The sequence below is a fragment of the Klebsiella sp. JB_Kp004 genome, from assembly GCF_040065795.1.
Classification (GTDB): domain Bacteria; phylum Pseudomonadota; class Gammaproteobacteria; order Enterobacterales; family Enterobacteriaceae; genus Klebsiella; species Klebsiella quasipneumoniae.
The window spans coordinates 69,533-93,098 of the sequence record NZ_JBEAKW010000007.1 but is presented as its reverse complement, the minus strand read 5'-3'; the positions used below and the strand labels follow the sequence as shown (position 1 = coordinate 93,098).

At 60.2% G+C, this 23,566-nt stretch carries 25 protein-coding genes; 11 read left to right on the top strand and 14 right to left on the bottom strand.

Annotation, left to right across the window (positions count from 1 at the left end):
• Nucleotide 1: 1 nt before the first annotated feature.
• From phnU to phnR, 4 genes are all read right to left on the bottom strand, one after another.
• Nucleotides 2-862, bottom strand: a complete 861-nt coding sequence (gene phnU, locus ABLX76_RS09510; protein WP_262963098.1) for a 2-aminoethylphosphonate ABC transporter permease subunit — start codon at nt 860-862, stop codon at nt 2-4.
• Nucleotides 862-1,974: a 2-aminoethylphosphonate ABC transport system ATP-binding subunit PhnT gene (gene phnT, locus ABLX76_RS09505; RefSeq protein ID WP_262963097.1), complete on the bottom strand. Its 1,113-nt coding sequence runs from the start codon at nt 1,972-1,974 to the stop codon at nt 862-864. Before phnT ends, phnU begins: the two co-directional genes overlap by 1 nt.
• Nucleotides 1,975-1,979: 5 nt before the next feature.
• Nucleotides 1,980-2,993: a 2-aminoethylphosphonate ABC transporter substrate-binding protein gene (phnS, locus tag ABLX76_RS09500; protein WP_023291429.1), complete on the bottom strand. Its 1,014-nt coding sequence runs from the start codon at nt 2,991-2,993 to the stop codon at nt 1,980-1,982.
• 177 nt (nt 2,994-3,170) lie between these two features.
• Nucleotides 3,171-3,890 (bottom strand): phosphonate utilization transcriptional regulator PhnR, encoded by a 720-nt coding sequence (gene phnR, locus ABLX76_RS09495; RefSeq protein ID WP_023291430.1) that lies wholly within the window; start codon nt 3,888-3,890, stop codon nt 3,171-3,173.
• A 141-nt stretch (nt 3,891-4,031) separates the two neighbouring features.
• Between phnR and phnW the strand changes: the two genes are divergently transcribed.
• A complete protein-coding gene (phnW, locus tag ABLX76_RS09490; RefSeq protein ID WP_023291431.1) occupies nt 4,032-5,135 on the top strand; it encodes a 2-aminoethylphosphonate--pyruvate transaminase in 1,104 nt (367 codons plus the stop codon).
• Nucleotides 5,136-5,144: 9 nt separating this feature from the next.
• The gene (gene phnX, locus ABLX76_RS09485) at nt 5,145-5,954 is read left to right on the top strand and encodes a phosphonoacetaldehyde hydrolase (RefSeq protein ID WP_243806732.1); all 810 of its coding nucleotides are present in this window, start codon (nt 5,145-5,147) and stop codon (nt 5,952-5,954) included.
• On the opposite strand, the gene nepI is transcribed toward phnX, so the two are convergent.
• Nucleotides 5,951-7,144 carry a purine ribonucleoside efflux pump NepI gene (gene nepI / locus ABLX76_RS09480; protein WP_023291433.1) on the bottom strand — a complete coding sequence of 398 codons (1,194 nt, stop codon included), beginning with the start codon at nt 7,142-7,144 and terminating at the stop codon, nt 5,951-5,953. The genes phnX and nepI overlap by 4 nt on opposite strands.
• 211 nt (nt 7,145-7,355) lie before the next feature.
• Here nepI and ABLX76_RS09475 point away from each other — a divergent pair, with 211 nt between their 5' ends.
• Together ABLX76_RS09475 and ABLX76_RS09470 are read left to right on the top strand one after the other, a co-directional pair.
• Entirely contained in the window at nt 7,356-7,715 is a 360-nt protein-coding gene (locus ABLX76_RS09475; protein WP_241515726.1) for a type II toxin-antitoxin system RelE/ParE family toxin, read from the top strand.
• Complete coding sequence (locus ABLX76_RS09470; RefSeq protein ID WP_232609261.1) at nt 7,699-8,022, top strand: DNA-binding transcriptional regulator; 324 nt, start codon at nt 7,699-7,701, stop codon at nt 8,020-8,022. Before ABLX76_RS09475 ends, ABLX76_RS09470 begins: the two co-directional genes overlap by 17 nt.
• Before the next feature lie 90 nt (nt 8,023-8,112).
• On the opposite strand, the gene ABLX76_RS09465 is transcribed toward ABLX76_RS09470, so the two are convergent.
• The 8 genes from ABLX76_RS09465 to ivbL form a co-directional block, all read right to left on the bottom strand.
• Complete coding sequence (locus ABLX76_RS09465; RefSeq protein ID WP_004901545.1) at nt 8,113-8,565, bottom strand: DUF1198 family protein; 453 nt, start codon at nt 8,563-8,565, stop codon at nt 8,113-8,115.
• Nucleotides 8,566-8,701: 136 nt separating this feature from the next.
• Complete coding sequence (gene uhpT, locus ABLX76_RS09460) at nt 8,702-10,093, bottom strand: hexose-6-phosphate:phosphate antiporter (protein ID WP_086076005.1); 1,392 nt, start codon at nt 10,091-10,093, stop codon at nt 8,702-8,704.
• Between the two features lie 145 nt (nt 10,094-10,238).
• On the bottom strand, nt 10,239-11,567 hold the full coding sequence (locus ABLX76_RS09455; RefSeq protein ID WP_348874451.1) for an MFS transporter: 1,329 nt from the start codon (nt 11,565-11,567) through the stop codon (nt 10,239-10,241).
• A gap of 11 nt (nt 11,568-11,578) precedes the next feature.
• A complete protein-coding gene (gene uhpB, locus ABLX76_RS09450; RefSeq protein WP_072199062.1) occupies nt 11,579-13,060 on the bottom strand; it encodes a signal transduction histidine-protein kinase/phosphatase UhpB in 1,482 nt (493 codons plus the stop codon).
• Nucleotides 13,061-13,077: 17 nt separating this feature from the next.
• Complete coding sequence (gene uhpA, locus ABLX76_RS09445) at nt 13,078-13,671, bottom strand: transcriptional regulator UhpA (RefSeq protein WP_348874450.1); 594 nt, start codon at nt 13,669-13,671, stop codon at nt 13,078-13,080.
• A gap of 150 nt (nt 13,672-13,821) precedes the next feature.
• On the bottom strand, nt 13,822-14,109 hold the full coding sequence (gene ilvN, locus ABLX76_RS09440; protein WP_017899675.1) for an acetolactate synthase small subunit: 288 nt from the start codon (nt 14,107-14,109) through the stop codon (nt 13,822-13,824).
• A 3-nt stretch (nt 14,110-14,112) separates the two neighbouring features.
• Nucleotides 14,113-15,801: an acetolactate synthase large subunit gene (ilvB, locus tag ABLX76_RS09435; RefSeq protein WP_065883511.1), complete on the bottom strand. Its 1,689-nt coding sequence runs from the start codon at nt 15,799-15,801 to the stop codon at nt 14,113-14,115.
• 104 nt (nt 15,802-15,905) lie between these two features.
• Nucleotides 15,906-16,001 (bottom strand): ilvB operon leader peptide IvbL, encoded by a 96-nt coding sequence (gene ivbL, locus ABLX76_RS09430; protein ID WP_002923286.1) that lies wholly within the window; start codon nt 15,999-16,001, stop codon nt 15,906-15,908.
• A 12-nt stretch (nt 16,002-16,013) separates the two neighbouring features.
• Here ivbL and ABLX76_RS09425 point away from each other — a divergent pair, with 12 nt between their 5' ends.
• From ABLX76_RS09425 to emrD, 5 genes are all read left to right on the top strand, one after another.
• The gene (locus ABLX76_RS09425) at nt 16,014-16,181 is read left to right on the top strand and encodes a hypothetical protein (protein WP_014343455.1); all 168 of its coding nucleotides are present in this window, start codon (nt 16,014-16,016) and stop codon (nt 16,179-16,181) included.
• A gap of 450 nt (nt 16,182-16,631) precedes the next feature.
• Nucleotides 16,632-16,751 carry a type I toxin-antitoxin system toxin TisB gene (gene tisB / locus ABLX76_RS09420; RefSeq protein WP_004145059.1) on the top strand — a complete coding sequence of 40 codons (120 nt, stop codon included), beginning with the start codon at nt 16,632-16,634 and terminating at the stop codon, nt 16,749-16,751.
• 90 nt (nt 16,752-16,841) lie between these two features.
• Nucleotides 16,842-17,288: a GNAT family N-acetyltransferase gene (locus ABLX76_RS09415; RefSeq protein WP_348874449.1), complete on the top strand. Its 447-nt coding sequence runs from the start codon at nt 16,842-16,844 to the stop codon at nt 17,286-17,288.
• 66 nt (nt 17,289-17,354) lie between these two features.
• On the top strand, nt 17,355-18,188 hold the full coding sequence (locus tag ABLX76_RS09410) for a DMT family transporter (protein ID WP_023291440.1): 834 nt from the start codon (nt 17,355-17,357) through the stop codon (nt 18,186-18,188).
• A gap of 175 nt (nt 18,189-18,363) precedes the next feature.
• On the top strand, nt 18,364-19,548 hold the full coding sequence (gene emrD, locus ABLX76_RS09405; RefSeq protein WP_065883516.1) for a multidrug efflux MFS transporter EmrD: 1,185 nt from the start codon (nt 18,364-18,366) through the stop codon (nt 19,546-19,548).
• A gap of 184 nt (nt 19,549-19,732) precedes the next feature.
• Here the strand turns inward: emrD and dsdC are convergent, their stop codons facing one another.
• Nucleotides 19,733-20,656 carry a DNA-binding transcriptional regulator DsdC gene (dsdC, locus tag ABLX76_RS09400; protein WP_262963094.1) on the bottom strand — a complete coding sequence of 308 codons (924 nt, stop codon included), beginning with the start codon at nt 20,654-20,656 and terminating at the stop codon, nt 19,733-19,735.
• 226 nt (nt 20,657-20,882) lie between these two features.
• Here dsdC and dsdX point away from each other — a divergent pair, with 226 nt between their 5' ends.
• Nucleotides 20,883-22,220, top strand: a complete 1,338-nt coding sequence (gene dsdX, locus ABLX76_RS09395) for a D-serine transporter DsdX (RefSeq protein WP_048335644.1) — start codon at nt 20,883-20,885, stop codon at nt 22,218-22,220.
• A 17-nt stretch (nt 22,221-22,237) separates the two neighbouring features.
• Nucleotides 22,238-23,566, top strand: coding sequence for a D-serine ammonia-lyase (dsdA, locus tag ABLX76_RS09390; protein WP_348874473.1), 1,329 nt, complete (start codon nt 22,238-22,240; stop codon nt 23,564-23,566).

Below are 23,566 nucleotides of genomic sequence, written 5' to 3'. Positions count from 1 at the left end.
GTTAACTCCTTACGCCAGTGCGCGCCGCCGCCAGCCGATAGAGCATAAACAGCCCCAGCGACAGCAGAATATTCATCAGCGCGATCATGCAGGCCACGCTGTAATCCGACTCCAGAATCGCCTTGCTGTAGACCATCATCGGCAGGGTATTGACCCCTTTGGCGCCGATAAACAGCACGATACCGAACTCGTTAGTGGTCAACAGCAGGCACAGGCTGCCCCCCGCCATCAGCGCCGGCAGCGCCGCCGGGAAGATAACCTGGGTCATCACCCGCAGCGGGTGAGCGCCAAGAATACTCGCCGCTTCCAGCTGACTCTTATCGATCTGCCGCAGTCCGGCCATCAACGGGCGCATCACCAGCGGCGTAAAGACGGTGATCTCCGCCAGGATCACGCCGTTAATCGAATAGAGGAAGTCCACCGGCGGCAGTTCAAAGGCGAATAGCGCCATCAGGGCGCCGTTGAGCAGCCCCGCCGAGCCGTAAATAAAGGTGAACGCAAGAGTGATAAGGAAGGTCGGCAGCGCAATAAAAGTATCGATCACCCGGCAAATCAGCTGGCTGCCGGGGAACGGAATAAAAACCAGAATCAGCGCCAAAACGCTGCCGAGCACCAGGCAGCCAAGGGTAGCGAACACCGCAATCTGTAAGGTATTGAGCAGCGCGCCAATAAAGCGTTTTGAGTGAATCACCTGCCAGAAGGTTTCGAGGCTCAGGTTACCGCTGGCGTCGCGCAGCGCCTGTTCGGCGATCAGCAACAGCGGATAGAAAAACAGCGTCGCCAGCACCAATAGCGGCAACGCCAGCCACAGGTAAGGGCGCAGGTTTCGCGCCGGGCGCGTAAGGATTAAGGTTTGCGCCATCATTGCTCCTCGATCAGAACCGCATCGCCAGGTTCGAAGTAGAGCCCCAGCTTGTCGCCCGCGCGCGGCAGGGGGTTGACGTGAGTCATGACGATCCGCACCGCTTCGCCCGCGACGTCGCACAGCAGATGCGTCAGATCGCCCTGCCAGTGTACCGAAGTCAGGGTGGCGTTGAGGCGATTACTGGTTGCCGATCGCGGCGCCAGGCTCATATGCTGCGGGCGAATGCATAACAGCTTGTTGTTGCCATGCAGCCCGCCCCGGCTGAAGGCGTTAACCAGGCCGCCGCCGCAGCTCACGTTAACCAGACCCGGCTGAAGACTATCGGTCAGCGCCGTCGCCTGCAGGATATTGGCGCGGCCGAGGAATTCGGCGCTAAAGCGGTTCGGCGGATAGTGGTACAGCTCGTGCGTTTCGCCATGGGCGATCAGCGACCCGTCTTTCATAATGCCGATTTTATCCGCCAGAGTGAGCGCTTCGGTCTGATCGTGGGTGACGTAGAGGATGGTCAGCTCCGGCAGTTCGCGGTGCAGACGGGCAATCTCTTCCACCATGTTATGACGAATTTGCGCATCCAGCGCCGACAGCGGTTCATCAAGCAACAACACCCGAGGACGCACGGCAATGGCGCGGGCTATCGCGACGCGCTGCTGCTGGCCGCCGGAAAGCTGATGCGGATAGCGGGTGGCGTAGTCCGCCATACCAACGATTTTTAAGGCTTCAGTCACCCGCCCGGCGATCAGCGCCCTGGGCTGCTTTTGCGCCCGCAGGCCGAAGGCGACGTTGTCTTCCACCTTCATATGGGGAAACAGCGCGTAGTTCTGCACCACCATCGCCAGCCCGCGCTGGTAAGGCGGCAGGTGGGTGACGTCCGTGTCGCCGATCAGGATCCGCCCGCCAGCCGGTTGCACAAATCCGGCAATCGCCCGCAGCACGGTGGTTTTCCCGGAACCGGAAGGGCCAATCAGCGCCAGCACCTCACCGGGTTCAATGGTCAATGACAGCGGTTTTAAGACCACGTTGCCGTGGTAGGAAACGCGCAGCGAGTCCAGGGTGATCCCGGAAGTCCCCGCCAGCGATGGGGAAGGCGTGACGGTCGTTTTCATTAACATCAGGCTTACTCGCTATCGGTCACTTTATGCCAGCGGGCGATATCCGCCGAGAGAGAAAGCGCAACGTCGTCCCAGTTGGGTTCCCAGCGCTTCACGCCGTCGAGCGCCGCCTGCGCCGCCTTAAAGTTAGCGTCATCCGGCGCCACGTCGTTGCGTACCGGTAAGCCCCAGGAGCGCGCGCTGACGCTGGATTGCGCCGGTTTATCCAGCAGGAAATTAATCAGCTTTTTGCCGTTTTCGCTGTTCGGCCCGTTCTGCACCAGCCCGATGGTGTAGGGCAGCGCCAGCGCGCTGCGCTCGCCGTTATCATCCGCCGGCCAGAAAATTTTCACGTTCGGGTTACGCGCCATCTGCGACAGGTTCATCTGCAGATCGCCGTTGGCGACGTACAGCTCGCCTTTGTTGACCAGCGCCGTCAGCTTGCCGGTGGAGGCCGATGGGCCGACGTTATTGGCCTGGAGCTTGCCAAGATAGGCAAAGCCAGCGTCTTTACCGCCAAGGCTGTGGAAGGCCTGCAGCATCACCGCGGTGCCGTCCCCCGCCTGGCCCGGCGTGGAATACTGGAGCTTATTCTTAAAGCGGCTATCCAGCAGATCCTGCCAGCTGGCCGGCGCGGTTTTCAGCAACTGACCGTTATAGATGAAGGTCAGATAGTTGTTCACCAGCGGCGAATAGCGGTCGTTGGCGCCAGGGATCTGCGCGCTGCCCTGTGGAGTAAAGGTGGCCAGCAGCTGCTCTTTCGCGGCGCGCTGGATAAACGGCGGCACCGTGACCAGTACGTCGGCCTGCGGATTGGTGCGCTCCTTCGCCAGACGCTCGACAATCGCGCCGGAGCCGCCTTCCACATACTGCACTTTGATGCCCGTCGCTTTGGTGAAGGCGTCGAACTGGCTCTGATACCAGCTGTTATCGCCGTCATGCAGGCCGTCGGCGGAGTAAACCGTGACGACGCCGTCCGCCCAAACCGGGGAGCTGGTCAGCGCGAACAGGGACAGCAGGGCAAGTCGGGAGAGTTTCATCGTGTTAGCCTCATCGCAGTTAGTTATTCTGGTGTAGACCAGATTTACCTTCACGCTACCGGGGGTTTATGACAAAACGATGAAAGAAGTGTGTCGAAAGAGTTAAAACGAGGGGGAGGCATAGCCCCGGTTAACGCTGACGCCACCGGGGACACGGGAAGGATTAATGCAATAAAATCAATGGGTATCGACTTCGATTCGCAGGCTGTCATGCCGCCAGTATTCGATATCGTAATCAAGAATACGCCCGTGCTGATCGTAATTCAGCCTGCGCAGCAGCAGCGCCGGGCGCCCCTCCATCACCCCCAACGCCGCTGCGGCCTGCGGCGGCATGGAGGTGGGATAAAACGACAAATGCATACTGGTATAGATCAGGTCGTACTGGCTCTGATAAATCTCGGTCAGACTGCCGTTGAGATCGTGGCGCAGCAGCTCCGGCACCCGGGCCGGCAGGCAGTGGTTTTCGCAATAGCACACCGGACGCCCGTCGGCATAGCGCAGGCGGGTCAGCAGGTAGACCTGATCGAAGGGCTGCAGCGCCAGCGGCGCCATCACATCCAGCGGCACGGCGGATAACCGGCCATCAAGCAGCACCGTTTTCGGCTCACGTCCCTGCTCGAGACACAGCTTGTGGAAGTTGGTGTTCTGTGTCGGATCCAGCCACAGCCGCTCCGGCGTCACAAACCAGCCGCGGCGGTCGGCGCGGTAGATCACGCCGCTGGCCTCCAGCTGCGCCAGGCTCTCGCGCACGGTGATACGGGTCGTGTTGAACAACGCGCACAGCTCGCGCTCGGAAGGCAATTTATCGCCGCTTTTGAGGGCGCCGTTTTGAATACGTGCCTGCAGCTGCGCCTTAATCATCAGGTATTGCGGCATCTCGCCAGAGGGTGATTTCATGTTTACTCGCTGCCACTTTTGGTGCGCTCATTATACATAGCCAGATGAATTTTTTGTTGCAGCGCCACATTTCCTTTGACCCTGCCCCGGCTTTGTCTCCATGATAAATACCAATCTGGTATAGACCAAATGGTGAGACAAATGACTTCTCGGAACTACCTGCTGCTGACCCCCGGCCCGCTAACCACCTCCCGCACGGTGAAAGAGGCGATGTTATTCGATAGCTGCACCTGGGATGATGATTACAACCTCGGCGTGGTACAGACCATTCGTCAGCAGCTGGTGCAGCTGGCCACCCCGGCCGCCGGGTATACGGCGGTGCTGCTGCAGGGCAGCGGCAGCTACGCGGTCGAAGCGGTGCTCGGCAGCGTCATCGGCGAACAGGGCAAAGTGCTGATCGTCAGCAATGGCGCCTATGGCGCGCGCATGATTGAGATGGCGCAGCGGATGGGTATCGCCTTCCACCCTTACGACTGCGGCGAAGTCGCCCGCCCGGACGCCGCGGCGATCGCGCGGATCCTGCAGGATGACCCGGCGATCACCCATATCGCGATGGTACATAGCGAAACCACCACCGGGATGCTCAACCCGATTGAAGAGGTGGCCGCGCTGGCGAAAGAGTATGGCAAACGCTATATCGTCGATGCGATGAGCAGCTTCGGCGGCATTCCGCTGGATATCGCCGCGCTGAATATTGACTACCTGATAAGCTCTGCCAACAAGTGCATTCAGGGCGTGCCGGGCTTCGCCTTCGTCATCGCCCGCGAATCGGAGCTGGCCGCCTGCAAAGGCCGCTCGCGCTCGCTGTCGCTGGATCTTTACGCCCAGTGGCGCTGTATGGAGGATAACCACGGCAAGTGGCGCTTCACCTCGCCGACCCATACCGTGCTGGCCTTCGCCCAGGCGCTGAAAGAGCTGGCCCAGGAGGGCGGCGTCAGCGCCCGCCATCAGCGCTATACCCGCAATCAGCGCCGACTGGTAGCCGGAATGCGCGCGCTCGGCTTCCGGCCGCTGCTCGACGACAGCCTGCACTCGCCGATCATTACCGCCTTTTATTCACCGGATGCGCCGCAGTATCGCTTTCACACCTTCTACCAGAAGCTGAAAGATCAGGGCTTCGTGATCTATCCGGGCAAAGTGTCGCAAAGCGACTGCTTCCGCATCGGCAACATCGGCGAAGTCTACGACGCCGACATCACCGCCCTGCTGGCGGCCATCGACAACGCCATGTACTGGAAACAATAAGGAACCGCCATGAACCGTATCACCGCACTCATTCTCGACTGGGCCGGCACCACCGTGGACTTCGGCTCCTTCGCGCCGACGCAAATTTTCGTCGAGGCCTTCCGCCAGGCCTTCGATATGGAGATCACCCTTGAAGAGGCCCGCGTGCCGATGGGGCTTGGCAAATGGCAGCACATTGAGGCGCTGGGCAAACTGCCGTCGGTCGACAGCCGCTGGCAGGCGAAATTTGGTCGGGCGATGACGGCCGCTGATATCGATGCGATCTACGCCGCGTTTATGCCGCTGCAAATCGCTAAGGTTGTCGATTTTTCCGCTCCGATCGCCGGCGTGGTCGACACCCTCGCCGCGCTGCGCGCCGACGGACTGAAGATCGGCTCCTGCTCGGGCTATCCGCGCCCGGTGATGGAAAAACTGGTTCCAGCCGCTGCCGCCCAGGGCTATGCCCCGGACCACTGGGTCGCCACCGATGACCTTGCCGCCGGCGGGCGTCCCGGGCCGTGGATGGCGCTGCAGAACGTGATTGCCCTGGGCATAGACGATGTGGCCCACTGCGTGAAGGTCGACGACGCCGCGCCGGGCATCAGCGAAGGGTTACATGCCGGGATGTGGAGCGTCGGCCTGGCGGTGTCGGGAAATGAATTTGGCGCCACCTGGGAGGCGTATCAGGCGATGTCGAAAGAGGAAATCGCCACCCGTCGCGAGCGGGCGGCAGGCAAGCTGTATGCCGCCGGGGCGCATTATGTGGTTGATACCCTGGCGGACCTGCCGGGGGTGATTGCGGATATCAACGCCCGGCTGGCAAAAGGCGAGCGGCCTTAAGCGGGTGAATTCACCTTCACTTTGGTCGCCACCAGCAGGCCGGTAAACAGCATCAATACCCCGGACAACACCAGCGGCGACAGCAGGCCTAAATGGTCAAGCGCAATGCCGCCGACAGCGGCCCCGCAGGTGTTGGCCAGCTGGATCACCGCCACCTGAATCGACCCGGCTTTTTCCGCCTGATCGGAGAGGGAACGGGTGATCCACGTTGACCACCCCACCGGGATCAAGGCGAACGCGAAGCCCCAGATGATCGCCACCGTCGAGGCGACGATTTTGCTTTCACCCCACAGCACCAGCGCCGCCGCGCAGGCGGTCAGCACCAGCGGCGCAATCGCCAGCGCCGCTTTCACCGAGCGTTTGAGCAGCACCGAGGAGAGCGACGTGCCGATGAAGCTGGCGATACCAAAGCTCAGCAGCACCAGCGTCAGGCCATCGACATCAAACCCGGCGAGGGTCATGTACACCGGGCGAATATAGGTAAAGAAGGCGAACTGTCCGGCAAAAGCCATGAAAATGGCGCACATGCCGGCCATCACCCCCGGCCGCTTCAGCAGGCCAAACATTTTTTGCTGCTGAGCCGCCGATTCACCCGGCAGCGACGGCAGCGCTTTCAGCACCCAGATCGTACACAGCACGCCCATCACCGCCGCGCCGTTAAACACGTTGCGCCAGCCGATAAGCCCGCCAAGAAAACTGCCCAACGGGGCGGCGATCACCAGCGCGATGGATACCGCGCCGAAGATAATCGACAGCGCTTTCGGCACCACGCGCATCGGCACCAGACGCATGGTCAGCGAGGCTGACATCGCCCAGAAACCGCCGAGCGCCAGCCCCAGACAGGCGCGTCCCAGCAGCAGCAGGGTGAAGCTATCGGCAAAGGACACCAACAGGCAGGAAAGGGTCAGCAGCAGCGAAAAGAGGATCACCACGTAGCGGCGATCGGTTTTGCCAATAACGGAGGTGATAAACAGGCTGGAAAACATCGCGACGAACGCCGTCGTCGTCACCGACTGCCCGGCCATCCCTTCGGAGATGCCTAAATCCAGCGCCATCGGCGTCAGCAGACTGACCGGTAGAAATTCGACGGTAATCAGGCAGGCGACGCAGAAAGCAACCGCGAAAACTGCCGACCAGTTTGGTCGCGCGAGCTCGCGTGCGTGGGTTTTGGCTTCATTTGAATGACTCATGAGTGACCTGCGAAGAAAGTGGCGGAAAGCTGCGCAGTGTAACATTTTGTTTGTGACGCATTTAACGTTTTCGCAACTCTTCTCGCTTTTCATAAGAGGATGCGTAGCTGCTCGCATGTTTAAAAAAACGATGCTTGCTATCGCCTTAACAAATCTCAGGAGAATTTAATGTAGCACTATGTGCTATACTTTTAACGACAGGATGTCAGCAATGCGTATCTTTAAAACCAAATGGTTCGCCAGAGAGGCTAGCTCTCATGGCATTTCCGACGACGAGCTCTATCAGGCAATTCAATCTGCGCTTCAGGGCAAAGTGGTTGATTTAGGAGGAGGGGTTTATAAAAGGCGACTCAACAAGAATCGCGATCGCGCAATCATCCTTACCAAAAGCGCAGGGTATTGGTTTTATACCTTTCTATATGCCAAACAGGATATGGCCAATATCAACCATCGCGAATTAATGGGGTTTCGTGAGTTAGCAAAACACTATGCCAATCTCTCTGAAGAGAAAACGACGGCCTTAGTTAAAAGTAAAGAATTGGTGGAGATTTGCGATGACAGCAAAAAATAAATACAAAAGCCCGGCTTTCGAAGCGATCCATAGCGCTGCGTCGGGGCTATTCAGCGTTGGCGCAATCCCACAGGAAACAATGCGCCATTTTGATGAATCATGTCTCGGTAGCGTAGCCGCACTTCAACCCATTGAAATTAAAGCGCTACGTGAAAAACTCAATGTTAGCCAACCCGTGTTCGCTCGTTATCTGAATACCAGTGTGTCTACCGTGCAAAAATGGGAGACTGGCGCTAAACGACCGAGCGGAATGTCATTAAAATTGCTTAGCGTCGTACAAAAACACGGCCTGAAAATCCTACTGTAGTTATTCTGCCGGATGGCGCTTACGCTTATCCGGCCTACAAGGAACGTAAGGGAGATATGGTTTTGAACCACAGGCCGGATAACAATGATATCAGTGCAACCAGTGCACGCCGTCTTCCGGGAGAAACAGGTCGTTATAGCGCTGCTGAAGGTTATGCAAATCGCTCACATCCGGATCCAGCTCGCGCAGAAACCCTTGCGCCAGACGGATTTGCGCGTCGGTGATCGGCGCCGCTAAACGCGCTTTTTGCATCAGGCGATACCAGTAATGCAGGTTTTTTTCGCTGGCGTCGACAATCGCAACCTGCCAGATCAGCAGCACCTGCGCGGCGTTCTGCAGATGCGCTTCATTCGGCCGTTCCAGGTAACGCAAATACTCATTGCCGGCGGTTTTACCCAGCTGATCGATCATCGATTCCAGCGGGACGGGCGTAATGCCAAGGCGTTCGCTCAGGCGGCGGATCGCGCGGCGTGAATCAGAGGTAAGCACCCGAAATCCCACAACAAACACCACTACCAGGGTGGCCAGTCCTATCCAGATCATGCATCCTCTCATCCAATCGCGGCCTGACTATCATAATGGGAATTTGCCTGCTGTCGACTGCCGGACCTGGCATAATGCGCAAGAAATAAAAAAGCCCGGCGCGAAGGCCGGGCAAGGTTACCCAATACCTGGTGAATCAGGCGGTCTGCAAAATACGGTTCTTTTTCTCGCGGCGAATTTTACGCTCTTCGAAGATAGCCACGATGGCCATCAGGCAGATACAGCCGATGGCGGCGGCGTCCAGCGCCGCAAAGGTGCCGGCCCAGCCGGTGAGACCGAAGACCGGCGTGCCGTCGGCGATCATCCCGAGGCCCAGCTTGGCGAAGCTATCGCCGATCAGATAGGCGAAAGTACCCTTGATCCCATCGGCGGCGCCGATCGCTTTTTTCGGTACGAAACCGACGGCGGCGACGCCGATCAGCAGCTGCGGACCAAACACCAGGAAGCCCAGCGCAAACAGCGAGGTCAGATAGACGTACTGGTTGCTGGCATGTTGATAAACGCCGAGGGTGGCGATAATCAGCGCCAGCGCGATGCAGGCCACCAGCGCGCGGCGGCCGTTGGCCAGGTCCGACAACCAGCCCCACAGCAGCGTGCCAACCAGGGCGCCGACTTCAAACAGGGTAAAGCCCTGAATCGCCACCTCTTTAGACAGCTTCAGCTCCTGGAAGGCATACACGGTGGACCACTGATCGATACCAATACGCACCACATAGAGGAAGATGTTGGAGAAGCACAGCAGCCAGATCACTTTGTTTTTCAGCACGTACTCAACAAAGATCTGCCACTTGGTCATCGCGTTTTCTTCGGTCTCTTTATCCTCTTCGCTGATCGCTTCGCCAAACAGCTCTTCCGCCGTGCCGAGGCCATAGGATTCCGGGGAGTCGCTACCATAGCGCAGGCCAATAAAGCCGACGATTAACGCAATAATCGACGGGAAGATAAACATGCCGATCACGTGGCCGTCGAACAGATAGTTGGCGCCAAACAGCGCCACGCCCGCCGCGCCGGCGCCGCCGAGGTTGTGAGAGATATTCCAGAAGCCGAGGAAGGTGCCGCGCTTACGACGAGGCGTCCACTTGGTGATGGTGGAATAACTGCACGAGCCGCCGGTGCTCTGGAAAAAGCCGCTCAGCGCATAGAAGGCGATCATCAGGAACAGGCTGGTGGAACCCGCGCCCATGCTGGCGCTAAAGCCCAGCATGCAGATGGCGGAGAGGATCAGCATAAACGGCAGGAACTGCTTGGTGTTTTTGCCATCGGCATAGTAGGAAACCAGGGTTTTCCCTACGCCGTAGGTAATGGAGAAGCCCAGGCCAATCATCCCCAGCTGCGTCATGCTCAACCCGTAGGTGGAGATCATGTCGTTCTGCGCAATATTAAAGTTCTTGCGGATCAGGTACATGGTCAGGTAGCCGATGAAGACCACCAGATAGGACTGCATGAAAGGTTTGAACCACATTTTGCGCCGCACGTCGAGCGGCAGATCCAGGGTCGGCTTACGAACCTGATTCAGAAAGGCCAGCATGGGTATCTCCTGAGCTGATTTTTTATGCCTGCGTCATAGCCAGGCATTGTAAAAATCAGCGCGCCGTCTGGCCTGAGACGGCGTCCAGGTGAAACCGGGAAAATTTCTTAGTTTTGCCCCATTCGCGGCGAAAGAGTGAGATGCATCACGCTTCACTGGCCGCGCGCGGCGCCTGGGCGTTTAAGAACGGCAGCAGCAGCAGCGCGGAAATGCCGGCGGCAATCGCGATCGCCACGAAGAATCCGGTCCAGTGCCAGATATCCATTACCTGCGCCAGCGGCCAGCCGGAAAGCGACGCGCCAAGATACGCGAACAGGCCGACAAACCCGGTGGCCGCCCCGGCGGCCTCTTTATGCGAACACTCCGCCGCCGCCATGCCGATCAGCATCTGCGGGCCGAAGACGAAGAAACCGGTGGTGAAGAAGCAGGCCGCCTGCATCACGTAGCTGGCGAACGGCATCAGCCACAGGCCGCCAACCGACAGCAAAATTCCGGCGGCGAAGATCAGGTTCATCGGCCCGCGATTGCCGTTAAACAGCTTATCCGAGCCCCACCCCGCCACCAGCGCGCCGATAAATCCGCCCAGCTCGAACATGGTTACCGCTGAGTTAGCGGTCACCAGATCAACGCCAAGCGTCTCCGACATATACAGATTGCCCCAGTCGTTAATCGCCGCCCGCACCACGTACACCAGTACATAGCACAGCGACAGCAGCCAGATATAGGGGTTGGCCAGCACGTAGCGGGTGAGGATCTCTTTACGCGTCAGTCCGGCGCCCTCCTGCTGCTGGGCAATCTCCAGCGCATCGTGACGCCAGTCGCCGACGGCGGGTAGCCCCACCGCCTGCGGACGATCCCGCAGTCGCCAGCACAGGTATAATCCGGCGAGGATCGCCAGGCCCCCGGCGATGATCATCCCCGCGCGCCAGCCGTAATGTAGCGCCGCCGCCCCCACCACCATCGGGATCAGCGCGCCGCCAACGTTATGCGCCGTATTCCACAGCGCCCACCAGCCGCCGCGCTCGGTGCGTGAATACCAGGCCGTCAGCAGCCGGGCGCAGACCGGCGAGCCCCACCCCTGGAAGAAGGCGTTCAGCGCCCACAGCAGGGCGAAGGCCCACAGTGAGGAAGAAAAACCGAACAGAATATTCACCACCCCGGTGGCGATAAGCCCCAGCCCCATAAAATAGCGGGCGTCGGAGCGGTCGCTGACGATACCGGAGAAAAATTTCGACAGTCCGTAGGTGATGTAGAACAGCGTGGCCAGCAGCCCGATATCGCTGCGGGTCAGCACGTTGCTGGCGAGAATATCAGGAACCGCGGCGTTAAAGCTTTTGCGGGTGAAATAGAACAGCGCGTAGCCCAGCCAGATGGTCAACAGGATATGGCGACGCCAGTAGCGATAACGCGCATCAAGCTCGCGTTTATCGCTAATCGACGCGGCGTCCGGCGGGGCTTTTAAAAAGGCGAACATCGGCGATCCTCTCAGGCGTAACGCAGCGGTAGATTGACGCACACCCGGGTACCGTGGGTGCAGGAGATCGTCAGCGTGCCCCCCAGGGCGGTCACGCGCTCGCGCATGCCGGTCAGACCGAACCCCTGCGCGCTGGAGCCCGGCGGCAGGCCGCAGCCGTCATCCTCCAGCACCAGCATCAGTCGCTCCTCCTGCTGCCAGCCCTGCAGGGTAACGGCGCTGGCGCTGGCATGCTTGACGATATTGTTCAGTCCCTCCTGGCAGACGCGGAACAGGGTCACGCGCTGGTTTTCGCTCAGCCCCGCCTCGTTAATCCGCCAGTCGAGATGGCTGACGATGCCGCGGTCCTCCAGCTCCATTTCGCGCATCAGAGAACGTACCGCCTGCTCCAGCGGCAGGTCGTCAAGCTGGCGCGGACGAAGACGGCCCAGCAGGCGACGCACCGAGTCATACACCCCCAGCGACAGGTGTTCAATCAGTTGGCCGCTCTGGCGAACGCTGGCGTTGTCCGGCGCCAGCCGCTGGACGATCCCCGCCTGGGTGCGTATTGCCGTGATGGTCTGCCCGATATCATCGTGGAGCTCGCGGGCAACGTCGCGGCGCACGCTCTCTTCAGTCTCCAGCAGACGATCCGCCAGCCGCCGATTGCGCGCCAGCTCGCTCTGTAGCGACTGGTTCAGCTCGCGCAATCGCTGGATCCCCGCCCCCAGCAGCAGCCCGGTGAGGCTCTGCGCCAGCAGCGAAAGCAGGAGATCGACGGGGTGATCGTGCCAGGTCTGGCTGGCAATCAGGGCGATCGCGTTCATCAGCGTAGCGATCAGCGCTCCCTGCCAGCCGTAGTGCCAGGCCAGAGCGATAATCGGCAGCGCGAGGCAAAACGGGGTAAAGCGGGAGAGCTCGGCGGGCAGCCCAAGCTGCAGCCACAGGCTTATGGTGAATAACAGCAGATACCAGATCAGATGCCGCCCGCGCCAGTTTACCGGCTGCGCCACCAGCGACGGCCCCAGCGGCCGCCAGACGGTGCTGGTGAGGTAGTGCCAGAACACCAGACAGGTCGGCGCCAGGGTCAGGCCGCCGGTGAGCGTCAACAGCAGGGCGTTAAGCCCCTCGTCCCCCTCCGCCAGCCAGGGCAGCGATTGCAGCAGCGCGGCGGCCATTAACGCCCCGCCCTGACGCAGAAGCGTCAGCCAGTCGCGCTGCTGGCGATATCGCGAGATCAGCGCCACCGGCAGGAGGGTCAGCAGACTTCCGGTCATCAATATTATCGGATGCGCCAGCGCCACTTCCTGCGTCAGCCAGAAGATCAGCAGCCACTCGCTTCCCAGCAGCACCGGCCAGTAGCCGCGCGGGCACTGGAGCATCAGCCCCAGCCGCAGGCCGAAGGGGAACAGCAGCACCGCCAGATCGGCGCGCTCCACCAGATGCAGGCTGATGCTCCACAGACAAAACCAGGCGGCGGCGAAGATAAAGGCGCAGCCGATCACCGACAGCAGGCGCGGGAGTAAGGTCTTCATTGCCAGCTGTCAAACATGCGGCGCGCCAGCTCGACGTCATTGCTGACGCCCAGCTTTTCCAGCAGGTTGGCGCGGTGAACGTGGACGGTTTTCGGCGACAGCCCGAGCTCAGCGGCGATCTCTTTTACCGCCATGCCCTGCGCCAGCTTTTCCGCCACCTGACGTTCGCGTTTGGTGAGCGGATCCTGACGCCCGGCGGCCAGCTTCATGGCGATATCCGGCGTGAGATAGCAGCCGCCCGCCGCCACCGTGCGCACCGCGGCGATAAGTTCGTCCGGGCTGCAGCGTTTCGACAGAAAGCCATGCGCGCCGGCGTTGAGCGCCTGCTCGACCAGCGCCGGGCTGTCGTGCACCGACAGCATGATGGTCGCCATCCCCTTCGGCAGCTGGCTGAGCAGCTCCAGCCCGGAAATATCCGGCATCGAGATATCGCAGATACAGACCTGAACGCCGCGCCCCGGCAACCCCGCCAGCGCCTCGCGGCCGCTGCCAAATTCGGCGACAACCTGAAAATCAGTTTCCAGCCCCAGCAGCTGAGCAAAGCCGGAGCGGACAATCAAATGATCGTCAATAAGGGCGATGGTGGTCATGGTGTTTCCTGGTGCCTGAAAGCGCCGGATGGCGGCGTAAACGCCTTATCCGGCCTACGGATTCACTCCCTGTAGGCCGGATTAGCGCAGCGCCATCCGGCAAAGGCGCTTACCTTAGCGGTAAGCGCCTAGCTGTTCAAGCCTTGAGCGTTACTCGAAGAACACCGCAATTTTGTTAAACATGGTGGGATCGGACTGGTTACGCGCCACTTTGGTGACATCTTCCAGCTTTTCAATCTGGCTAATCATCTGCCCGAGACGCTGATCGTCGTTCACCAGCAGCCAGATGCGGCTGTGTTCGCTGCCCTGAATCGGTAGACAGAGAATACCTTCGACGTTAAACGCGCGGCGGGCAAAAAGCCCGCAGACGTGGGTCATGACGCCGGGGTGGTTGCGGACGGTGAGTTCCAGGATGACGTTATCACAGTGTTTTTGCATGGCTTATTCCCCCACCATTTCAGTATTAGCCGCACCCGGCGGTACCATCGGATACACTTTCTGCTGCGCGTCGATGCGCACGTGGATCAGCGCCGGCCCCGGACGGTCAATGATCGCCTGCAGCGCTGCCTGCGGATCGGCTTCGTTATTTAAATCACAGGTTTGCAGGCCAAAACCGGCGGCAATCTGCATAAAGTTAATCATCCCCGGATAGGTGGCGGCAAAAACCCCCTGCTGATAGAACAGGCTCTGCTGCTGATGCACCAGCCCCAGCGCTTCGTTGTTCAGCAGGATAATTTTTACATCCAGCTGATTTTCAGCGGCGGTGGCCATCTCCTGAATATTCATCATCAGGCTGCCGTCGCCGGAGAAGCAGATAACCTTGCGCTGCGGATTCGCCAGCGCCGCGCCGATCGCCGCCGGCAGGCCGAAGCCCATGGTGCCAAGACCGCCGGAGGTCAGCCACTGCCGCGGACGGTTGAGCGGGTAGGCCTGCGCCGTCCACATCTGGTGCTGGCCTACGTCGGTGGTGATGATCGCTTCATCATCCACGCAGGCGGCCACGGCGTTAATCAGGCCATAATGGGAGAGCGGGTCGCTTTCCTGCGGGATGGCGCAGGGGAATTCGCGCTGCAAGTCGGCCACCAGCTGGCGCCACTCCTCGCGCGGCTGCGCCTCAACCTGCGGGTTCAGCTGGGCTAAGACTTCCGCCACATCGCCCTGAATCGCCACGTGCGGTTGCTTAATTTTGCCCAGCTCGGCGCGGTCGATATCGACGTGGATAATCTTCGCGTTCGGGCAGAACTGCTCGGTCTTGCCAATCGCCCGGTCATCAAAACGCGCCCCTAAAACAATCAGTAAATCCGCTTCCTGCAGAATGAAGTTGGTGCTGCGCGCGCCATGCATGCCCAGCATCCCCAGCGACAGCGGGTGCGCCTTCGGCAGCATGCCCAGCGCCATCAGGGTCATGGTGGTCGGCAGGTTGGCTTTTTCCGCCAGCTCACGGATCTCTTGCGGCGCGTTAATCACCCCGCCGCCCAGATAGAGCACCGGACGCTTCGCCGCGTTGATCATCGCCGCCGCTTCGCGCACGCTTTCGGGGGCGAATGCCGGCGCTGCGGCGCGCTCGCCCGGCTCCGGCAGCGTTTCCAGCTCAATGGTCGCCGACTGTACGTCCTTAGGAATGTCTATCCACACCGGTCCGGGACGCCCGGACTGAGCAATACGGAAGGCGTCGCTGATCACCTGCGGCAGCTCGGCGATGTCGCGCACCAGATAGTTATGTTTGGTGATGGGGATAGAGATGCCGTAGGTGTCCACTTCCTGGAAGGCGTCGGTGCCGATCATCGATGCCGGCACCTGGCCGGTGATGCAGACCAGCGGAATCGAATCCAGGCGGGCATCGGCGATCGCCGTCACCAGGTTCGTCGCCCCCGGGCCGCTGCAGGCCATACAGACCGCCGGTTTGCCTTCGGTACGCGCCATCCCCTGGGCGATAAAGCCCGCGCCCTGCTCGTGGCGCGCCAGGATGTGGCGGATCTTCGTGCTCTGGCTTAAGGCATCGTAGATAGGCAGGATGGAGCCGCCCGGAATGCCGCTAACCATAGTGATACCCTGGCGTTCCAGTAAATGAACAACCAGCTGCGCGCCGGTAAAGCGCATTGTGTTTGATGTGGTGCCCGAACTTGCCATGCTCCAGTCCTTTTCTTCTGGGCCGACTTTACCGGGGGGCTCGCCAACAAAAAACCCCGCTCGGTTTGTGCCGGCGGGGTTTGGAATTCGTGTTGTTCCGGACCCTACGGCGCATTGCCGACGACGACCACCACAGACACGACGACCACCGCGGCAGGCGCGGTTTTTAGTAGGGTCGAAGCGATCAGGGTTGCGTTCATTAGGGACCTGTTGTGTCGAAAAATAAGCTGAATTTATACAAACACAGGTTTTACGTTTTCACAATGGATTTATTTTCATCCACGAAAATTTGCGCGAAAGATCACAGTTCGGCGCAAAAGGGCAGAAAACAAAAAACCCCGCCGGAGCGAGGTTTTTATCAGCATGGTTACAGGTGGTAGCCGCAAGCACACTGTATTACGTCAACGCCAAAAGTATACGCGATCGCTGCAGTTCGCGCAATTTAAGGTCGGTTTTTCTCTGTCATAGAGTATGGGATAGCGCGGCGGATTTGTCCAAAAAATACTGTTCATCCATACAGTATTTATCTATACTGGGTGTGTTCACGGTGTGCCATTCGGGGGCCGCAAGTTTGACCGGCGCAACGAAGTCCTGGCTGAAACGGGTGGTGCCGTCAGTGCCTTAACCCCGAGAGAGCACACTGTGTTACGTCAACAACGTGCAGTTACTGGCCCGCGCGGCAACGCGTGGTTCAGCGCTGCGCACCCCTGTCGTTGCAGGCGGCGGGCCGGGAAGCCGTCCACGGAAGGAGCCACCACAGGCCAGGGCGACGCCGCCGGCGACAGGCAGGGATAAGCTGACAACGGGCAGCGGAAAGGTACGTCAGCTTATTGTGCTCCTTAACCACAGGAGACGCGCGTATGGGCGGAATGGATATTATTATTTTAATCCTGAAACTCATGGTTGCTGTGTTGCAACTACTTGATGCAGTCCTGAAACAGTTCCGCTGATTCAGGTTCAAGTCGCACCTGAGGGGGGCGGGAAACCGCCCCCCTGCAGGCGCCCGCCGGGCGTCCCGGGATGACTTGATGGAGGAAGCTATGCCACCCCTGTTAATTGCCGCCACGACGCCGGATGCCCCGGGGTTCGCGGCGCTGCGCACCGAAAGCCTTGAACAGCATTTCAATATGCTGCGCCGCCTGGCGGAAAACTGGCAGAGCGGCAAAAACCGCTTTACCGCGCCGGGCGAAACGCTGCTGGGCGCCTTCGTGAATCACCAGCTGGTTGGGGTATGCGGCATCAATAGCGATCCCTTCAGCCCCCAGCCGCGGGCCGGGCGTATTCGCCACCTCTACATCAGCGAGCGCTACCGCCGCCGGGGGATCGGCCAGCAGCTGCTGGTCTCGGTTATCACCCACTCCAGCGCCTGGTTCGATTTTCTCAACACCCACGCTCCGGCGCAGGCCTGGCCCTTTTATGAAAGACTTGGCTTTCGCCCGGTGTACGATGAATCGCGGGTGACGCATCGCCTGTTTTGTTCGCTGTAGCCCCGCTGGCTGGCAGCGCGGGCGCGTGTTACAGTCCGGTGACCTTCACTGTTGAACCTGTCTGCGATGACCCTCACCGTATTCTGCATTTTGCTGTTCGCCGCCCTGCTGCACGCCAGCTGGAACGCTATTGTCAAAGCCAGCGGCGATAAAATGTACGCGGCGATCGGCGTCAGCGGCTCGGCCGCGCTGATCGCCCTGGTGATGCTGCCCTTTGCCCCGCAGCCCACGCTGGCCAGCGCCCCCTATCTGCTGGCGTCGTGCGCGTTACAGGTGGTGTATACGGTGCTGGTGGCGAAGACCTATCAGGTGTCGGATATGAGCCAGACCTATCCGCTGATGCGGGGGACTGCCCCGTTGCTGGTGGCGGCGATAAGCGTGCTGTTTCTCGGCGATCGTTTGTCGCCGCTGGCCTGGCTGGGCATCGGCGTCATCTGCCTGGCCATTCTGGCGATGGCCTTTAACGGCCGCGCCAGCTCCCGCAAAGGCATCGTGCTGGCGCTGATCAACGCCTGCTTTATCGCCGGCTATACGCTGGTGGATGGCACCGGCGTCCGGCTGGCGGGCTCCGCGCTGGGCTACACCCTGTGGACCTTTTTTATGAACGGCTTCTGCCTGCTAAGCTGGGCAATGATGACCCGCCGCGCTGAAGCCAGCCGCTATCTACGCCTGCACTGGCGAATAGGTATCCTCGGCGGGATCGGCACCATGGGCTCCTACGGCCTGGCGCTGTGGGCGATGACTCAGGCGCCGCTGGCGGTGGTCGCCGCGCTGCGTGAAACCTCCATTTTGTTCGGCGCGCTGATCGCGTTTATCGTCCTGAAAGAGCAACTGATGCCGCTGCGCATCGTCGCCGCCTGCGGGATTGCCGCCGGGGCGATCCTCCTGCGCCTCGCGTAGCCTGAAATGGCAACATTAGTTGCCGTTCCTGTTTACATAATCTGCCTGGAATTCCCTCAACAATCGGCACTTTGCAGTTGTTATGTCATTTTTATATGGTAGATTCCTCCATCGTTTACGGTGTGTGCCAGTCACATATTCTTCATTTTTATTTACTCACAAAGTATTCATCGACATGAAACGGCATAAAAACTTCAATTTGTTGTTGATGCTGGTACTGCTGGTGGCCGTCGGCCAGATGGCGCAGACCATCTATATTCCGGCCATCGCCGACATGGCGGTCACGCTGAACGTCCGCGAAGGGGCGGTACAAAGCGTAATGGCGGCCTACCTGCTGACCTACGGTATTTCACAGCTGTTTTACGGCCCGCTCTCCGACCGCGTGGGTCGCCGCCCGGTGATCCTCGTCGGGATGTCGATTTTTATGCTGGCGACGCTGGTAGCCATTACCACCCATAGCCTGCCGGTGCTGATCGCCGCCAGCGCCATGCAGGGGATGGGCACCGGCGTCGGCGGCGTGATGGCGCGCACCCTGCCCCGCGATCTGTACGAAGGCGCCCAACTGCGTCATGCCAATAGCCTGTTAAATATGGGAATTCTGGTCAGCCCGCTGATTGCCCCGCTGCTCGGCGGCATCCTCGACACCCTGTGGAACTGGCGCGCCTGTTACGCCTTCCTGCTGGTGCTGTGCGCGGGGGTGACCTTTAGCATGGCGAAATGGATGCCGGAAACGCGCCCGGAGGGCGCGCCGCGCACCAAACTTCTGGCCAGCTACAAAACGCTGTTCGGCACCGGCGCCTTTAACTGTTACCTGCTCATGCTGATCGGCGGCCTGGCGGGGATTGCGGTATTCGAAGCCTGTTCCGGCGTACTGATGGGCGCGGTGCTCGGCCTGAGCAGCATGGCGGTGAGTATTTTGTTTATTCTGCCGATCCCGGCCGCCTTCTTCGGCGCCTGGTTTGCCGGCCGGCCGAACAAGCGTTTCCCGACCCTGATGTGGCAATCGGTTATCTGCTGCCTGCTGGCGGGTCTGATGATGTGGATCCCGGGGCTGCTGGGCGTTATGACCGTCTGGACCCTGCTGGTGCCGGCGGCGCTGTTCTTCTTTGGCGCCGGCATGCTGTTCCCGCTGGCCACCAGCGGCGCGATGGAGCCATTCCCGTTCCTCGCCGGTACCGCCGGGGCGCTGGTTGGCGGCTTGCAGAATATCGGTTCCGGCGTGCTGGCCTGGCTGTCAGCAATGATGCCGCAAACCGGTCAGAGCAGTCTCGGGCTGCTGATGATGCTGATGGGCCTGTTGATTCTGCTGTGCTGGCTGCCGCTGGCCTCGCGCTTTACCCATCATCAGCAGCCGGTATAAGCGCGGCGGCCGCTTCCCGGGAAGCGTCTCACGCCTTACCCGGCCTACCGTTCTGTCGTCTGTAGGCCCACGCAAGCGCAGCGCCGCCGGGCGGTTATCAGGCGCCGTACCGTTATGTTGCCGGGTGGCGGCTGACGCCTAACCCGGCCTGTCCAACATCACAGAGGGGTAGCCCGGCTCATTTTCAGGTCAGACTATGCAGCCACTCGATAAAGGCGTCGATTTTCGGCCACTGGCGACCCGGCAGGGTGGTCACATAGTAGTGCTGGTGGCATTTCAACGTCATATCGCCAAACGGGGCGATCAACTCCCCGCTCTCCAGCCGCTTCTGCACCAGCCGCTTACGCCCCATTGCCACCCCGAGGTGGTTCATCGCCGCGATCGCCGCTAAATCGGAACGATCGAAGCCAATGCCCGACGATGGCGGCAGGTCCACCGCAAACTGCTGCGCCCAGCTATACCACTCATCGGTGCCGGAATCGTTGCTCCATGCCTGGCGGTCGTGGAGCAAGGTACAGTGGCGCAGATTACCCGGATTCGACATTAACTGCCGCTGGTGCGCGTAATTCGGCGTACATACCGGCACGATCGCCTCATCCATCAGAAAATGGTGGCTCAGCTGCGACGACGGCGCATCATCAAAATAGATCGCCAGATCGATGCCCGTCCGCTGCAGGTTAACGTTCTCGTTGCCGGTCAGCACGGTGATGGAGATGGCCGGGTAACGGCGGGTAAAGTCTCCCAGAGCCGGCACCAGCCAGCACTGGGCGATAGAGGGCCGCGAGTAGACCGTCAGACTGCCGGAGAGCTCCTGGTTTTTGATGTCGAGGATCTCCTGATTGAGGCCATCCAGCGACGTCTTCAGCGCCCAGTAGACCCGCTTACCTTCACGCGTCAGCTCAACTTTGCGATGCGAGCGGACAAAGAGCAGGATCCCCAGCTCCGCTTCCAGCTGATTAATCCGGTGGCTGACGGCGCCAGGCGTGAGCGCCAGCTCGTCGGCGGCCAGGGCAAACGACTCGTGCCGCGCCGCTACTTCAAAGGTCGACAGCCTGGAGAGCTGCCAGCCGTTCAGCAGCCGGGTACCTATGTTTTTTAGCACATCCATCAAGCGCTCCTGGCAAATACAGTGGCTGTTGATGATAAAAAAATCATGCCGGTTTTGCCGCTAAAGGGTGAATTAATTTGACCCACAGCATGTTTAATGGTCTGTTTTTGAGCCAAATCACCCATTTGATTCAATTCTCCTCACCTTAAAGCCCATTTATATCGTTTGTCAGCCCATGAGGTTTCTCGCTTCAATAAGGCCAGATTATTCACAGGCGAGGTGGAATATGGGTTCGCAAGTCTGGGTTGTGAGCACGCTGCTGATCAGCATCGTGTTAATCGTCTTAACGATCGTCAAACTGAAGTTTCATCCTTTTCTGGCGCTGCTGCTGGCGAGCTTTTTCGTCGGCGCGATGATGGGAATGGGCCCGCTGGAGATGGTCAACGCCATTGAGAGCGGGATCGGCGGCACGCTGGGCTTCCTGGCGGCGGTGATCGGCCTCGGCACCATTCTCGGCAAGATGATGGAGGTCTCCGGCGCGGCGGAGCGCATCGGCCTGACGCTGCAGCGCTGCCGCTGGCTGTCGGCGGACGTGATTATGGTGCTGGTCGGCCTGATCTGCGGCATCACGCTGTTTGTCGAAGTCGGCGTGGTCCTGCTGATCCCGCTGGCCTTCTCCATCGCCAAAAAAACCAACACCTCGCTGCTGAAGCTGGCTATTCCGCTGTGTACCGCGCTGATGGCGGTGCACTGCGTGGTCCCTCCGCATCCGGCGGCCCTGTTTGTCGCTAACAAACTGGGCGCCGATATTGGCACAGTGATTGTCTATGGCCTGCTGGTCGGTCTGATCGCCTCGCTGGTTGGCGGCCCGCTGTTTCTCCGAGCGTTAGGCAACCGCCTGCCGTACAAACCGGTCCCGGCCGAATTTGCCAATCTTGAGGTCCGCGAGGCGTCGACGCTGCCGTCGCTCGGCGCCACGCTGTTTACCGTACTGCTGCCGATTGGCCTGATGCTGGTGAAAACCGTCGCCGAACTGAACATGGCGAAAGGCGGCACGCTGTATACGGTGCTGGAATTTATCGGCAACCCCATCACCGCGATGTTTATCGCCGTCTTTGTCGCGTATTACATGCTCGGCATTCGTCGGCAAATGGGGATGGGCGTCCTGCTAACCCATACTGAAAATGGCTTTGGGTCGATCGCCAACATCCTGCTGATTATCGGCGCAGGCGGCGCGTTCAACGCGATCTTAAAATCCAGCGGCCTGGCCGATAGCCTGGCGGTGATCCTGTCGAACCTCGATATGCACCCGATTCTGCTGGCCTGGCTGGTGGCGCTTATCCTGCACGCCGCCGTCGGCTCCGCCACCGTGGCGATGATGGGCGCCACCGCCATCGTCGCGCCGATGCTGCCGCTCTATCCCGGCGTCAGCCCGGAGATCATCGCTATTGCTATCGGTTCCGGCGCCATTGGCTGCACGATCGTCACCGATTCCCTCTTCTGGCTGGTCAAACAGTACTGCGGCGCAAGCCTCAGTGAAACGTTCAAGTACTACACGACGGCGACTTTTATCGCGTCGCTACTTGCACTGGCCGCCACCTTCCTGCTTTCTTTCATTATCTGAGCGCAAAGAGACGTATGATGAAACACGCTGAATTGACTACCTTGACCGCGACCTTCCCGCTTGTGCAGGATCTGATCGCCCTGAAAGAAACCACCTGGTTTAACCCCGCCACCACCCCTCTGGCGGAGGGATTGCCTTACGTCGGCCTGACCGCCGACGACGTGCAGGACGCCCATGCCCGCCTTCAGCGCTTCGCGCCCTATCTGGCGGAAGCCTTCCCGGAAACGGCCGTCAGCGGTGGGATCATCGAATCGGAAGTGGTCGCCATTCCGGCAATGAAGCACCGTCTCGAGCAAAAATTCGGCCAGCCGATTGGCGGCGAACTGCTGCTGAAAAAAGACAGCCATCTGCCGATCTCCGGCTCGATCAAAGCGCGCGGCGGCATTTATGAAGTGCTGACCCATGCGGAAAAGCTGGCGCTCGAGGCCGGGCTGCTGACTAGCGCAGATGATTATCGCAAATTGCTGACGCCGGTGTTTAAACAGTTCTTCCGCCAGTACAGCATCGCCGTCGGCTCAACCGGCAACCTCGGGATGTCGATCGGCATCATGAGCGCCCGCATCGGCTTTAAGGTTACCGTGCATATGTCCGCGGACGCCCGGGCGTGGAAAAAGGCCAAACTGCGCAGCCACGGCGTGACGGTGGTGGAGTATGAAGAGGACTACGGCGTGGCGGTCGAACAGGGACGCAAGGCGGCGGAATCCGACCCGAACTGCTTTTTCATCGACGATGAAAATTCGCGCACGCTGTTCCTCGGCTATGCCGTGGCCGGCGAGCGCCTGAAGGCGCAGTTCGCCAAAGCCGGACGGGTGGTCGATGCCGACCATCCGCTGTTCGTCTACCTGCCGTGCGGCGTCGGCGGCGGCCCCGGCGGCGTGGCGTTTGGCCTCAAGCTGGCCTTTGGCGACCACGTTCACTGCCTGTTCGCCGAACCGACCCACTCTCCCTGCATGCTGCTCGGCGTCTACACCGGGCTTCATGATCAGATAGCGGTGCAGGATTTAGGCATTGATAACCTGACCGCCGCCGACGGTCTGGCGGTCGGCCGGGCGTCCGGCTTCGTTGGCCGGGCAATGGAGCGCCTGCTCGACGGGTTCTATACCCTTGACGACCAGACGATGTATGACATGTTGGGCTGGCTGGCGACAGCGGAAAATATCCGCCTTGAGCCCTCCGCGCTGGCCGGGATGGCCGGACCGCAGCGCGTCTGCGCCAGCAAAGCGTACCATCAGCTGCAAGGACTGAGTGAGCAACAGCTGCAGCAGGCGACCCACCTGGTGTGGGCCACCGGCGGCGGAATGGTGCCGGAAGAGGAGATGGCGCAGTATCTGGCGAAGGGGCGCTAA

Bases quoted from the DNA above. Each gene is read 5' to 3' on its own strand.
- ABLX76_RS09415 (WP_348874449.1), top strand. From the start codon at position 16,842: ATGCCACCCCTGTTAATTGCCGCCACGACGCCGGATGCCCCGGGGTTC.
- phnX (WP_243806732.1), top strand. From the start codon at position 5,145: ATGAACCGTATCACCGCACTCATTCTCGACTGGGCCGGCACCACCGTG.
- phnR (WP_023291430.1), bottom strand. From the start codon at position 3,890: ATGAAATCACCCTCTGGCGAGATGCCGCAATACCTGATGATTAAGGCG.
- uhpA (WP_348874450.1), bottom strand. From the start codon at position 13,671: ATGACCACCATCGCCCTTATTGACGATCATTTGATTGTCCGCTCCGGC.
- phnU (WP_262963098.1), bottom strand. From the start codon at position 862: ATGGCGCAAACCTTAATCCTTACGCGCCCGGCGCGAAACCTGCGCCCT.
- dsdC (WP_262963094.1), bottom strand. From the start codon at position 20,656: ATGGATGTGCTAAAAAACATAGGTACCCGGCTGCTGAACGGCTGGCAG.
- ilvN (WP_017899675.1), bottom strand. From the start codon at position 14,109: ATGCAAAAACACTGTGATAACGTCATCCTGGAACTCACCGTCCGCAAC.
- phnS (WP_023291429.1), bottom strand. From the start codon at position 2,993: ATGAAACTCTCCCGACTTGCCCTGCTGTCCCTGTTCGCGCTGACCAGC.
- phnT (WP_262963097.1), bottom strand. From the start codon at position 1,974: ATGTTAATGAAAACGACCGTCACGCCTTCCCCATCGCTGGCGGGGACT.
- ABLX76_RS09465 (WP_004901545.1), bottom strand. From the start codon at position 8,565: ATGATCTGGATAGGACTGGCCACCCTGGTAGTGGTGTTTGTTGTGGGA.
- dsdA (WP_348874473.1), top strand. From the start codon at position 22,238: ATGAAACACGCTGAATTGACTACCTTGACCGCGACCTTCCCGCTTGTG.
- ilvB (WP_065883511.1), bottom strand. From the start codon at position 15,801: ATGGCAAGTTCGGGCACCACATCAAACACAATGCGCTTTACCGGCGCG.
- dsdX (WP_048335644.1), top strand. From the start codon at position 20,883: ATGGGTTCGCAAGTCTGGGTTGTGAGCACGCTGCTGATCAGCATCGTG.
- ABLX76_RS09410 (WP_023291440.1), top strand. From the start codon at position 17,355: ATGACCCTCACCGTATTCTGCATTTTGCTGTTCGCCGCCCTGCTGCAC.
- ivbL (WP_002923286.1), bottom strand. From the start codon at position 16,001: ATGAACGCAACCCTGATCGCTTCGACCCTACTAAAAACCGCGCCTGCC.
- nepI (WP_023291433.1), bottom strand. From the start codon at position 7,144: ATGAGTCATTCAAATGAAGCCAAAACCCACGCACGCGAGCTCGCGCGA.
- emrD (WP_065883516.1), top strand. From the start codon at position 18,364: ATGAAACGGCATAAAAACTTCAATTTGTTGTTGATGCTGGTACTGCTG.
- phnW (WP_023291431.1), top strand. From the start codon at position 4,032: ATGACTTCTCGGAACTACCTGCTGCTGACCCCCGGCCCGCTAACCACC.
- uhpT (WP_086076005.1), bottom strand. From the start codon at position 10,093: ATGCTGGCCTTTCTGAATCAGGTTCGTAAGCCGACCCTGGATCTGCCG.
- ABLX76_RS09475 (WP_241515726.1), top strand. From the start codon at position 7,356: ATGCGTATCTTTAAAACCAAATGGTTCGCCAGAGAGGCTAGCTCTCAT.
- ABLX76_RS09455 (WP_348874451.1), bottom strand. From the start codon at position 11,567: ATGTTCGCCTTTTTAAAAGCCCCGCCGGACGCCGCGTCGATTAGCGAT.
- ABLX76_RS09470 (WP_232609261.1), top strand. From the start codon at position 7,699: ATGACAGCAAAAAATAAATACAAAAGCCCGGCTTTCGAAGCGATCCAT.